General features: G+C 72.8%; 10 protein-coding genes. 7 read left to right on the top strand and 3 right to left on the bottom strand.

Going from position 1 to position 12,613, the window contains the following annotated elements; all coding sequences use genetic code 11:
• Window positions 1-9: 9 nt before the first annotated feature.
• Window positions 10-357 (bottom strand): SCP2 sterol-binding domain-containing protein, encoded by a 348-nt coding sequence (locus tag K3769_RS07400; protein ID WP_267025644.1) that lies wholly within the window; start codon window positions 355-357, stop codon window positions 10-12.
• Window positions 358-399: 42 nt separating this feature from the next.
• Between K3769_RS07400 and K3769_RS07395 the strand changes: the two genes are divergently transcribed.
• The 5 genes from K3769_RS07395 (at window position 400) to K3769_RS07375 (ending at window position 5,999) form a co-directional block, all read left to right on the top strand.
• Window positions 400-741, top strand: coding sequence for a hypothetical protein (locus K3769_RS07395; RefSeq protein WP_267025643.1), 342 nt, complete (start codon window positions 400-402; stop codon window positions 739-741).
• Between the two features lie 7 nt (window positions 742-748).
• Window positions 749-1,564, top strand: coding sequence for a TlyA family RNA methyltransferase (locus K3769_RS07390; RefSeq protein WP_267025642.1), 816 nt, complete (start codon window positions 749-751; stop codon window positions 1,562-1,564).
• Window positions 1,561-2,466 (top strand): NAD kinase, encoded by a 906-nt coding sequence (locus K3769_RS07385; RefSeq protein ID WP_267025641.1) that lies wholly within the window; start codon window positions 1,561-1,563, stop codon window positions 2,464-2,466. The genes K3769_RS07390 and K3769_RS07385 overlap by 4 nt, the downstream gene beginning before the upstream one ends.
• Before the next feature lie 306 nt (window positions 2,467-2,772).
• Window positions 2,773-4,515, top strand: coding sequence for a DNA repair protein RecN (recN, locus tag K3769_RS07380; RefSeq protein ID WP_267025640.1), 1,743 nt, complete (start codon window positions 2,773-2,775; stop codon window positions 4,513-4,515).
• 353 nt (window positions 4,516-4,868) lie between these two features.
• Window positions 4,869-5,999: a glycosyltransferase family 4 protein gene (locus K3769_RS07375; RefSeq protein ID WP_267025639.1), complete on the top strand. Its 1,131-nt coding sequence runs from the start codon at window positions 4,869-4,871 to the stop codon at window positions 5,997-5,999.
• 9 nt (window positions 6,000-6,008) lie between these two features.
• Here K3769_RS07375 and K3769_RS07370 read toward each other — a convergent pair whose 3' ends face one another.
• On the bottom strand, window positions 6,009-7,655 hold the full coding sequence (locus K3769_RS07370) for a PucR family transcriptional regulator (protein ID WP_267025638.1): 1,647 nt from the start codon (window positions 7,653-7,655) through the stop codon (window positions 6,009-6,011).
• Window positions 7,656-7,717: 62 nt separating this feature from the next.
• The gene (locus K3769_RS07365; protein WP_267025637.1) at window positions 7,718-9,520 is read right to left on the bottom strand and encodes a glycoside hydrolase family 15 protein; all 1,803 of its coding nucleotides are present in this window, start codon (window positions 9,518-9,520) and stop codon (window positions 7,718-7,720) included.
• Window positions 9,521-10,013: 493 nt separating this feature from the next.
• On the opposite strand from K3769_RS07365, the gene pyrG reads away from it, so the two are divergent.
• Window positions 10,014-11,681, top strand: coding sequence for a CTP synthase (gene pyrG, locus K3769_RS07360; protein ID WP_267031276.1), 1,668 nt, complete (start codon window positions 10,014-10,016; stop codon window positions 11,679-11,681).
• 140 nt (window positions 11,682-11,821) lie between these two features.
• Window positions 11,822-12,448: an NUDIX domain-containing protein gene (locus K3769_RS07355; protein WP_267025636.1), complete on the top strand. Its 627-nt coding sequence runs from the start codon at window positions 11,822-11,824 to the stop codon at window positions 12,446-12,448.
• The last annotated feature ends 165 nt before the right edge of the window (window positions 12,449-12,613 follow it).

Raw genomic sequence — 12,613 nt, 5'->3', positions numbered from 1 at the left:
AGGAGCGGGTCAGAGCAGTTTTCTGAGCCGCATCAGGTCGCGCAGGCCCGCTTCGAGCTTGACGCGGCCCGAGCCCCAGGCCTTCGCGAAGTGGAGCTCGCCGTCGACCATCGCGAGCAGGTCGTCGCCGGTCATCGCGAGCCGGATCTCGGCCTTCTCGGGCGGCGGGCCCTCGACCGTGTCGAGCACCACGATGCGGCCGTCCTGCAGGCGGCCCACGAAGGTGATGTCCAGGTCAGTGATACGGCAGCTCAGGGAGCGGTCCAACGCGGCTGCGCTGCGCACGTCGCCGTTCGCGCCGGCCATGTTGTCCGAGAGTTTGTCGAGTGCGCTGCGGCACTCCTCGATCGTCGCCATCGTGATCGACGGTACCTCAGCGCTTCGCGGTAGCGTCGGGTCATGAGCGAGTCCATGACCGGGCCGGACGACGGATCCCGGACCGAACCCGGCGGTGACGGCGGTGCTGTCGGCGCCGTCGGCGCGGAACCCTTCGGTACGGAGGCGTACGGTCCGGCCGCGCCCGCCCCCCTGCACGTCCCGCGCACGCCCACGGGCGACGACGGGGTCGACGCCCTGCTCGACCGGCTGGGCGACGCGGACCACCTCGCGACGGACGGGCACGTCGAGGTGTACGAGGATGTACACCGGGGGCTGCGCGACACGCTCACCGCGCTCGACGCCCGTCCGGGACCCCCGGCGCCCCCGGGACCGACCGACCACAGCAACAGCAACAGGAGCTGAACCGAACGTGGCAGGAGTGGCACGACGCCGCCTCGACGCCGAGCTGGTCCGACGCAAGCTCGCCCGCTCGCGCGAGCACGCCGGACAGCTGATCGCCGCCGGACGCGTCACCGTCGGCAAGAACCTCGCGACCAAACCCGCCACCCAGGTGGAGACCGCGGCCCCCATCCTGGTCAGCCGGGACGACGACGACCCGGACTACGTCTCGCGCGGCGGCCACAAGCTCGCGGGGGCCCTGGAGGCCTTCGTACCGCTGGGTCTTGAGGTCCGGGGGCGGCGGGCGCTGGACGCCGGAGCCTCGACCGGCGGGTTCACCGATGTGCTGCTGCGCGCGGGCGTCTCGCACGTCCTCGCCGTGGACGTCGGCTACGGCCAGTTGGCGTGGTCTCTCCGAAGTGATGAACGCGTCACCGTCAAGGACCGTACGAACGTACGCGAGTTGACGTTGGAGGCGATCGATGGGGAGCCGGTGGATCTTGTGGTCGGTGATTTGTCCTTCATCCCGCTCGGCCTGGTGCTGCCCGCCCTCGTGCGGTGCGCGGCGCCCGGTGCCGACCTGGTGATGATGGTCAAGCCGCAGTTCGAGGTGGGCAGGGAACGGCTCGGGAGCGGCGGCGTCGTCCGCAGCCCCGAGCTGCGGGCGGACGCCGTGCGCGGTGTGGCCCGCCGGGCGGGGGAACTGGGGCTCGGGGTGAAGGGTGTGACGGCCAGTCCGCTGCCCGGGCCCTCGGGGAACGTCGAGTACTTTCTGTGGCTGCGTGCCGGGGCACCCGCACCGGACCCGGCCGACATCGACCGTGCAGTGGCGGAGGGGCCGCGTTGACCGACACCCGATCTCGTACCGTTTTCCTGCTCGCCCACACCGGACGGCCCGCTGCCATCCGCAGTGCCGAGCTCGTCGTCGAGGGGCTGCTGCGCTCCGGACTCGGCGTACGCGTCCTGGCGGCGGAGGCGGCCGACCTGCCGCTGCCGCCGACCGTGGAGCTCGTCGAGGAGGCCACTCCCGAGTGCCTCGACGGATGCGAACTGCTGATCGTCCTCGGCGGTGACGGCACGCTGCTGCGCGGCGCCGAGTTCGCCCGCGCCTCCGGCGTGCCGATGCTCGGCGTCAACCTGGGGCGCGTCGGCTTCCTCGCGGAGGCCGAGCGCGACGACCTCGACAAGGTCGTCGACCGGGTGGTGACGAAGGCGTACGAGGTCGAGGAGCGGATGACCGTCGACGTCGTCGTGCACAGCAACGGCGACGTCGTGCACACGGACTGGGCGCTCAACGAGGCCGCTGTGCAGAAGGCGGGTGCCGAGAAGCTGCTCGAAGTGGTCCTGGAGATCGACGGGCGGCCGGTGACCGGCTTCGGCTGCGACGGGATCGTCCTGTCGACGCCGACCGGGTCCACGGCGTACGCGTTCTCCGCGGGCGGTCCCGTGGTGTGGCCGGAGGTCGAGGCGCTGCTCATGGTGCCCATCAGCGCGCACGCCCTGTTCGCCAAGCCGCTGGTGACGTCGCCGAACTCGGTCCTCGCCGTGGAGATCCTGCCGCACATCCCGCCCGGGGTGCTGTGGTGCGACGGGCGGCGGACGATCGAGCTGCCGCCGGGGGCCCGGGTGGAGGTCCGGCGCGGTGCCGTGCCGGTGCGGCTGGCGCGGCTGCACCACGCGTCGTTCACCGACCGGCTGGTGGCCAAGTTCGCGCTGCCGGTCGCCGGGTGGCGGGGGGCGCCGCACTAGGGCGTTTCTGATGGATCTCCGTGGGTGAAGGAGCGGCGTCCGGTGCGTGCTCTCGTCGTGCCGGGCACAGGCCCGCGTACTGGACGTACTTGGGTCTGTGCCCGGTGCGGCGAGTGGGGGTCCCCCCGGCCGGAGGCTGGGGGAGCGTGCCGGGCGTCGCGACGCCGCGGAGATCCATCAGAAGCGCCCTAGCGCCCCGCGGGGCCGTCGGCGGGGTAGCCCCCAGGAGTGACCTCGGGCAGCGTGGATACCTGGACGTTTGTGCAGGGACTGGGGCGGCGTCGCGCCGGGTGGGAGAAACCTCGTATGGTCATGTCCGTGTTGGAGGAGATGCGGATACGGTCGCTCGGAGTAATCGACGACGCGGTGGTCGAGCTGTCGCCCGGCTTCACCGCGGTCACCGGTGAGACCGGCGCGGGCAAGACGATGGTGGTCACCAGCCTGGGCCTGCTGATGGGCGGACGCGCCGACGCCGCCCTCGTGCGGATCGGGGCGAAGAGCGCGGTCGTGGAGGGGCGGATCTCCGTCCCCGACGGCGCCTCGGCGACCCTGCGGGCCGAGGAGGCCGGCGCGGAACTCGACGACGGCACGCTGCTCATCAGCCGTACCGTTTCCGCCGAGGGCCGCTCGCGCGCGCACCTCGGCGGACGTTCGGTGCCGGTGGGGCTGCTCGCCGAACTCGCCGACGACCTGGTGGCCGTGCACGGGCAGACCGATCAGCAGGGGCTGCTCAAGCTGTCCCGGCAGCGGCAGGCCCTCGACCGGTACGCGGGCGACGCGGTCGCCGTGCCGCTCGCCAAGTACTCGGGCGCCTACCGCCGGCTGCGTGCCATCACCACCGAGCTGGACCGGATCACCACGCGTGCCCGTGAACGCGCCCAGGAAGCCGACATGCTGCGCTTCGGGCTCGACGAGATCGCCGCGGTGGAGCCCCGGGCGGGCGAGGACGTGGAGCTCGCGGCCGAGGCCGAGCGGCTGGGGCACGCGGAGGCCCTCGCGTCGGCCGCCACGGTCGCGCACGCCGCTCTGGCGGGCAACCCGGAGGACCCGGAGGGCATCGACGCCACGACGCTCGTGGCGGGCGCGCACCGGGCCCTGGAGGCCGTGCGGTCCCACGACGCCGCCCTGGGTGCCCTGGCGGGCCGCATCGGGGAGATCGGGATCCTGTTGGGCGACGTGGCGGGGGAGCTGGCCGGTTACGCCGACGACCTCGACGCCGATCCGCTGCGGCTCGCCGCGGTCGAGGAGCGGCGTGCCGCGCTCACCGCGCTCACCCGCAAGTACGGCGACGACGTCGGCGCGGTGCTGACCTGGGCCGAGCAGAGCGCGGCGCGGCTGCTGGAACTGGACGGGGACGACGACCGGATCGGTGAACTCACCGCCGAGCGGGACGCGCTGCGGGCCGAGCTGGGCGGACTGGCGCAGGCCCTGACCGACGCCCGTACGGAGGCCGCCGAGCGCTTCGCCGCCGCCGTGACCGCCGAACTGGCCTCGCTCGCCATGCCGCACGCGCGCGTGTCGTTCGAGATCCGGCAGACCGAGGACCCGGAGGGCGTGGAGGTCGGCGGACGTTCCGTCGCGTACGGGCCCGCCGGGTGCGACGAGGTCGAACTGCTCCTCGCCCCGCACCCGGGGGCACCGCCGCGGCCCATCGCCAAGGGTGCGTCCGGCGGTGAACTGTCGCGCGTCATGCTCGCGGTCGAGGTCGTCTTCGCGGGTACGGATCCGGTGCCCACCTATCTCTTCGACGAGGTCGACGCCGGTGTCGGCGGCAAGGCGGCCGTCGAGATCGGCCGGCGGCTCGCGAAGCTCGCCAGGAGCGCGCAGGTCGTCGTCGTCACCCACCTCCCGCAGGTGGCCGCGTTCGCCGACCGGCAGCTGCTGGTCGAGAAGACCAACGACGGCTCGGTGACCCGTTCCGGCGTGAAGGTCCTGGAGGGCGAGGAGCGCATCCGTGAGCTCTCCCGGATGCTGGCGGGTCAGGAGGACTCGCAGACGGCACGGGCCCACGCGGAGGAACTGCTGGCGACGGCCCGGGCGGACGGGTAGCGGAGCGGGGAGGGGCGCGCGGAGGGCGTGCGCCGGAGCTCGGCAGGGCGACGCACGCCCCTGACTGTCCGCGGGCATCGCCCGGACCTCACTCGCGCGAGTGAGAGGCGCATCCGGCCCCCGTATCCGGCCCCCCGTATCCGGCCCCCGTATCCGGTCCGCGTATCCCGTCCGCGCCGCCGGTCCGCACACCCGGCCCCCGCCGCGGTGGTCCCGCTCCGCCCCCGCGGTGGTCGGCGGCCCGTCCCCGTCCTGGCATCCTTGGGAGCGGGACGAGCGGTACACCCCCGTCGCCCGTTCCTTCGGTACTTTTCTTCGTGACCGCCCGACGCCGAACCAGGAGCCACGGCCACGTGAGCAGCCACTCACCGCACGGACAGTCGCCGCTGCGTACCGTCCAGGTGCTCGGCGGCGGCAGCGCGGGCAGCTGTGCCCATGTGCGGTCGCTGACCTCGGGACTCGTCGCACGGGGCGTGCGGGTGACCGTGTGCGCCCCGGCCGAGGCCGACCACGCGTACGACTTCACCGGCGTCGGCGCCCAACACGTCCCGGTGCCCAGGCGCAACGACCCGTCCTCCGTGGCCGCCCTGCGGGCGGTCTGCGGGGACGCCGACCTGGTCCACGCGCACGGGCTGCACGCCGCGCTGCGGGCCGCGCTCGCGCTCAGCGGACGGCGCGTCCCGCTCGTCGTCACCTGGCACACCCGCCCCTACGCCGAGGGCGCGCGGGCGCATCTGCTGCGCGCCCTGGAACGGCGGGTGGCGAGGGCCGCCTCGGTGGTCCTCGGATCCTCGTCCGACCTCGTGGACCGCGCCCGCAGCCGGGGCGCCCGGGACGCGCGGCTCGCCGCGGTCGCGCTGCCGGCCGGGCGACGGCCCGGCGCCGCGCCCGAGGAGAGCGACGGACTGCGGCCCAAGGCGCGCGCGGAACTCGGCACGACCGACCGGCCGTTGCTGGTGGCCGTCGGCTCCCTCGACCGGCACCGGGGGTACGACACGCTGCTGGACGCCACGCACGCCTGGAGTCGGCTCGACCCCGTACCGCTGCTCGTGATCGCCGGCGAGGGACCGCTGCGCGGCGCGCTCCAGCGGCGCATCGAGGACGAAGGGCTCCCGGTACGTCTCATCGGCCGCCGGGACGACATCGGGGAACTGCTCTCCGCCGCCGACCTCGCCCTGCTGCCCGGCTGCCCGGAATCGCGCTCCCTGCTCGCCCAGGAAGCCCTCCACGCGCGCGTGCCGCTGGTCGCCGCCGCCACCGCGGGCCTGCCCGAACTCGTCGGTGACGCGGCCGAACTCGTCCCGCCCGGCGACCCGCGGGCGCTCGCCGGGGCCGTCGCCGCGCTCCTCGCCGACCCCGGCCGGTGCGAGCGGCTGCGGGACCGGGGCACGCGCCAGGCGGCCACCTGGCCGACCGAGGACGAGACCGTGGCGCAGGTCCTCAGCGTGTACGACGAGCTGACCCGGCCGCTGCCGCTGCCGTAGGGCCAGGGCTCACGGGACGAGTCGGCGGGCCCGCAGCGCCAGGCTCAGGGCCAGTACCGTCTGCGGGTCGTCGAGGTCAGTCCCGAGCAACTCCCCGATCCGCGCGAGCCGGTTGTAGAGCGTCTGCCGGTTGAGGTGCAGTTCGCGCGCGGTCTCCGCCTTGCGGCCCGCGTGCGCGAGATACGTCTCCAGGGTGGGCAGCAGCGGCGGCTTCGAGCGGTGGTCGTGCTCGCGCAGCGGGCCGATCGCGCGGTCCACGAAGGCCGCCAGGTCCCGGTGGTCCCGCAGCCGCCACAGCAGCAGGTCGATGTCCAGGCGCCGGGCGTCGTACCAGGGCCGGTCGGACAGCCCCTGGGCGGCCGTGGCCGTCTCGGCCGCGTGCCGCAGCCCCGCCGAGGCGGCGGCCCAGCCGCCCGCCACCCCGACCACCACGACCGGCGGCTGCGCGCCGGGCCGCTGGGTACCTGCCCGCTCCACGCCCGCCCGCAGCGCCGCGGCGACCCGGTCCGCGACCGCCGGCCGCTCGGCCTCCGCCCGCAGCCCCACCAGCAGCGGTACGCGGCCCTCCACGGGCCGTACGCCCAGCAGGACCGGTACGCCCACCGAGGCCAGCTCCTCGGCGACCGCCCGCGCCAGCACGGCCCAGCCGCCGCCGGGGGACGGCCCGTCGGCGAGCCGCATGACGACCGGCAGCAGCGGGCTCGCGCCGGGCTTGAAACCCAGGACCCGGGCCTGCGCCGGGGCGTCCTCGGCCGCGATACGACCCTCGGCGAGGTCGGTGAGGAAGTCGCCCCGCCCGCGGGCCGCCAGCTCCTCCTCCTGACGGGCCTGCATCAGGACCACGGCGAGGACGCCCGCCGCCCGCTCGGCCGCGATCCGGTGCACGGGCGCGAGCGGGGAGTTCACCGGCAGGAGGACCAGCCGGGCCCGGACGGACCCGGCACCGCCGCCCTGTCCGCCGCCGGGTACGTCCACCAGGACCGTGCCGGCGGGCGGCGCGGTCCTGTGCTGGCCGCGCAGCCCCTCCCACACCTGGAGCGGGTCGGCGTTCGCGGGGCCCGCCCCGGCGGCGTACAGGAGTTGTCCGTCGGGGGTCTCCAGGAAGACCGGGTTGCCGGCGAAGTCGGCGAGGATGCCGAGGACCTGCGGGATGCCGCCCCCGCCGAGCAGGGCCTCGGTGCAGCGCCGGTGGACCTCCTCGGCGCGCTGGAGGAGTGCGTAGTGGCCGTTGACGATCTCGGTGTGGATCTCCTCGGTGACCGTCACGAACGCCACCTCGCGGTGCAGCTGCACCAGGGGGAGACCGGCTGCCCGCGCCGTCTCCACGAGCGCGGCGGGCAGTGCGGTGAAGCGCGGCCCCAGCTCCACCACCAGGGCCGCGATACCGCGCTCGGCCAGCGTACGGACGAACGCCCGCTGGTCGGCGGGGCGGGTGCCGAGCCCGTAACCGGTGGTCAGGAGCAGTTCGCCGCCCTTGAGGAGCGAGGCGATGTTCGGTACCTCGCCCGCGTGGACCCAGCGCACGGTGCGGCCGAGGCGGTCGGCGCCCGCCAGGATCTCCGGCAGGCCACCGCGCAGCCCGGGCAGCTCCAGGGCCCGCCGCACGGTGATCCCGCCCCTGTGCCGGCTGTCCGGCGGGTCGGTGCTGCTGTCCATGGCCGGACGCTACCCCGTCCGCCACCTGCCGTGACGCGCCGGACGGGGCTCACACCGGCCGCTCAGCCGCCGTACGCTCCGGAGGCCGTCAGGCGCAGGGCCGTGTCGATCAGCGGGACATGGCTGAACGCCTGCGGGAAGTTGCCCACCTGGCGCTGCAGCCGCGGATCCCACTCCTCCGCGAGGAGACCGAGGTCGTTGCGCAGGGCCAGCAGCTTCTCGAAGAGTTTGCGGGCCTCGTCCACGCGGCCGATCATCGCGAGGTCGTCCGCCATCCAGAACGAGCAGGCCAGGAACGCGCCCTCGTCACCCTCCAGGCCGTCCACGCCCGCGTCGTCGCCGGAGGTGGGGTAGCGCAGGATGAAGCCGTCCGAGGTGGACAGCTCGCGCTGGATGGCCTCGATCGTGCCGATCACGCGCTTGTCGTCCGGGGGCAGGAAGCCCATCTGCGGGATCAGCAGCAGGGAGGCGTCCAGCTCCTTGGAGCCGTACGACTGCGTGAACGTGTTGCGTTCCTTGTCGTAGCCCTTCTCGCACACGTCCCGGTGGATGTCGTCGCGCAGCTCGCGCCACTTCTCCAGCGGGCCGTCCGCGTCCCCGGACTCGATGAGCTTGATGGTGCGGTCGACGGCGACCCACGCCATCACCTTCGAGTGGACGAAGTGCCGGCGCGGCCCGCGGACCTCCCAGATGCCCTCGTCGGGCTCGTCCCAGTGGTCCTCCAGGTAGCGGATCAGCTTGAGCTGGAGGAGCGAGGCGTAGTCGTTGCGGGCCAGGCCGGTCATGTGGGCCAGGTGCAGGGCTTCGGTCACCTCGCCGTAGACGTCCAGCTGGAGCTGGTGGGCGGCGCCGTTCCCGACGCGCACGGGGCCGGAGTTCTCGTACCCCGGCAGCCAGTCCAGCTCGGCCTCGCCCAGTTCGCGCTCGCCCGCGATGCCGTACATGATCTGCAGGTTCTCGGGGTCGCCCGCCACCGCGCGCAGCAGCCATTCGCGCCAGGCGCGCGCCTCCTCGCGGTAGCCGGTGCGCAGCAGCGACGACAGGGTGATCGCTGCGTCGCGCAGCCAGGTGTAGCGGTAGTCCCAGTTGCGGACCCCGCCGATCTCCTCCGGGAGGGAGGTCGTGGGGGCGGCGACGATGCCGCCGGTCGGCGCGTACGTCAGCGCCTTCAGGGTGATCAGCGAGCGGACCACGGCCTCGCGGTAGGGCCCGTGGTACGTGCACTGGTCGACCCAGTCGCTCCAGAACTCCTCGGTGGCCTCCAGGGACTGCTCCGGCTCGGGCAGCGCGGGCGGCTGCTTGTGCGAGGGCTCCCAGGAGATGGTGAACGCGATCCGGTCACCGGGCGCGACGGTGAAGTCCGAGTACGTCGTCAGCGCCTTGCCGTACGTCTCGCACTCCGTGTCGTACCAGACGGAGTCGGGTCCGGCGACGGCCACCGTCCGTCCCTCGTGCTTGTGCACCCACGGCACCACGCGCCCGTACGAGAAACGCATCCGCAGGGCGGAGCGCATCGGGACGCGGCCCGTGACGCCCTCGACGATCCGGATGAGCTGCGGGGCGCCGTCGCGCGGGGGCATGAAATCGGTCACCCGGACCGTGCCGCGCGAGGTGTCCCACTCGGATTCGAGGATCAGCGAGTCGCCGCGGTAGCGGCGGCGGACCGCTCTCGGCGGTTCGGCGTCGGCGGCGTGCGCGGGGCCCAGCCGCCAGAAGCCGTGCTCCTCCGTGCCGAGCAGTCCCGCGAAGACGGCGTGGGAGTCGAAGCGGGGGAGGCACAGCCAGTCCACCGTGCCGTCCCTGCAGACCAGCGCGGCCGTCTGCATGTCTCCGATAAGTGCGTAGTCTTCGATGCGCCCGGCCACGTGCAACTCCAGTCGAACGGCCACGTCGCCCCGAGGGGGCGGTGTTCTTGCGGTCAGAGGATCATTGGTAAAGCGTCGTTGCGGAACGTCGGTTGTCGCGTGTCACGCAGGTCAATGGTTGCAGCGATTGTCTTCGCGAGGCGAACCGACGAGCTCTTGGCCCGGGAATACCGGCGGGATGGTGCCGTTTGCCCGCCCTACTCGGCAGCGAGTGTCCGAGCAGGATACGACGCACGATGATGTTCCGCGCGCCCCTCCCGACAACCCGCCCGGTCCGAACGAGTGAGCCCGGGTGTGGCGCGTGTCGGCGCGTGCGCGGAGCGTGGCCGGAAGCGACCTCCTCGCGTCGCTGATACCCTGGTAGCCCGTGGACCGGTGGACGCCCGAGCAGGAAAAGGGACCCCCGAACCGCAGCGACGGCACCGCCGGAAACCTCCGGTCCTGGCAGCCGTACCGCAACCGAAACCGCGACCACGGGAGCCCCCTCTTGGCCATGCCGCCCGCTGCTTTCCGAAGCAGCACAGCCACGACGACCAAGCACATCTTCGTCACCGGGGGTGTCGCCTCCTCCCTCGGCAAGGGCCTCACCGCCTCCAGCCTGGGCGCGCTGCTCAAGGCTCGGGGTCTGCGGGTCACCATGCAGAAGCTCGACCCGTATCTGAACGTCGACCCGGGGACGATGAACCCGTTCCAGCACGGTGAGGTGTTCGTCACCAACGACGGGGCCGAGACGGACCTCGACATCGGTCACTACGAGCGTTTCCTCGACGTCGACCTGGACGGCTCCGCGAACGTCACGACCGGGCAGGTCTACTCCACGGTCATCGCCAAGGAGCGGCGCGGCGAGTACCTCGGTGACACCGTGCAGGTCATTCCGCACATCACGAACGAGATCAAGCACCGCATCCGCCGGATGGCCACCGACGACGTCGACGTCGTCATCACGGAGGTCGGCGGCACGGTCGGCGACATCGAGTCGCTGCCGTTCCTGGAGACGGTCCGTCAGGTCCGTCACGAGGTCGGCCGCGACAACGTGTTCGTCGTGCACATCTCGCTCCTCCCGTACATCGGCCCCTCCGGGGAGCTGAAGACGAAGCCCACCCAGCACTCGGTTGCGGCCCTGCGCAACATCGGTATCCAGCCGGACGCGATCGTCCTGCGCGCCGACCGCGAGGTGCCCACCGCGATCAAGCGCAAGATCTCGCTGATGTGCGACGTCGACGAGGCGGCCGTCGTCGCCTGTCCCGACGCCCGCTCGATCTACGACATCCCGAAGGTCCTGCACACCGAGGGCCTGGACGCGTACGTCGTGCGCAAGCTGGACCTGCCCTTCCGTGACGTGGACTGGTCGACCTGGGGCGACCTGCTCGACCGGGTCCACAACCCGCTGCACGAGATCCACATGGCGCTCGTCGGCAAGTACATCGACCTGCCCGACGCCTACCTCTCGGTCACCGAGGCGCTGCGCGCGGGCGGCTTCGCCAACAAGGCCCGGGTGAAGATCAAGTGGGTGGCCTCGGACGACTGCAAGACCCCGGCGGGCGCCGCCAGGCAGCTCGGTGACGTCGACGCGATCTGCATCCCCGGCGGCTTCGGCGACCGCGGGGTGGCCGGCAAGGTCGGCGCGATCCAGTACGCCCGCGAGAACAAGATCCCGCTGCTCGGCCTCTGCCTGGGGTTGCAGTGCATCGTGATCGAGGCCGCGCGCAACCTCGCCGACATCGCGGACGCCAACTCCACCGAGTTCGACTCCGCCACCGGCCACCCGGTCATCTCCACCATGGCCGAGCAGCTGGACATCGTCGCGGGCGACGGCGACATGGGCGGCACGATGCGCCTGGGCATGTACCCCGCCAAGCTCGCCGAGGGCTCCCTCGTGCGCGAGGTGTACGACGGCAAGGAGTACGTGGAGGAGCGGCACCGCCACCGCTACGAGGTGAACAACTCCTACCGCGCCGAGCTGGAGAAGAAGGCCGGTCTGCAGTTCTCCGGCACGTCCCCGGACGGCAAGCTGGTGGAGTTCCTGGAGTACCCGCGCGAGATCCACCCCTACCTGGTCGCGACCCAGGCGCACCCCGAGCTGCGCTCGCGTCCGACCCGGCCGCACCCGCTGTTCGCGGGCCTGGTCAAGGCCGCTGTGGAGCGCAAGACGGCCAAGTAGGCCGAGGGTTGTACGGTTGCCGGGGTGCGCGTCTTTTGGGGCGCGTGCCCCGGTTTCCGCCGTGTGCGCATCGCCGTCGCGGCGCGGGTTCGTGCGCGCGGTTCGTGCGTGCAGATCGTGTGTGGGAGGAAGAAGTCGACATGACCATCAAGGACACCGCCGAGGAGTGGGAGGTCAGGGCGACCGAGACCCCGTTCACCGGCAAGAAGACCTCCGTGCGCACCGACGACGTGGTCATGCCCGACGGATCGGTCGTCCGGCGGGACTACCAGGTGCACCCCGGTTCGGTGGCCGTCCTCGCCCTCGACGACCAGGGCCGCGCGCTGGTCATCCGCCAGTACCGGCACCCCGTGCGCCACAAGCTGTGGGAGATCCCGGCCGGCCTGCTCGACGTCCCGGGCGAGAACCCCCTGCACGCCGCACAGCGCGAGCTGTACGAGGAGGCGCACGTCAAGGCCGAGGACTGGCGGGTGCTCACCGACGTGTACACCACGCCCGGCGGCTGCGACGAGGCCGTCCGGATCTTCCTGGCCCGCGATCTCTCCGAGGCCGAGGGGCAGCGGTTCGAGGTCGAGGACGAGGAGGCCGACATGGAGCTCTCCCGGGTCCCGGTCGACGAGCTCGTACGCGGAGTCCTCGCCGGCGAACTGCACAACAACTGTCTCGTCGTGGGCGTCCTCGCGCTGACCGCCGCCCGGGCCGGTGAGGGTCTGGACGCGCTGCGCCCCGCCGAGGCGCCGTGGCCAGCACGCCCGTTCGAGGCATGATCCACTTCGGTGCGCGCAATCGGCCCACCGATGTGACGATCGCCTGATCCGATCGGGGGATGTGCCCGCCGCGCTCCGCACGGATCGTCGCAGAGCGTGAACTAGGCTCTGAAAACGCCCCGTCCGGAGTCCCGGCGGGCTTGCGCGCGCAGTGGGACGGGAGTG

This window comes from Streptomyces ortus, assembly GCF_026341275.1.
GTDB classification, from domain to species: domain Bacteria; phylum Actinomycetota; class Actinomycetes; order Streptomycetales; family Streptomycetaceae; genus Streptomyces; species Streptomyces ortus.
The sequence above is the reverse complement of the archived record's forward strand: the minus strand, read 5'-3'. Positions and strand labels throughout refer to the sequence as shown.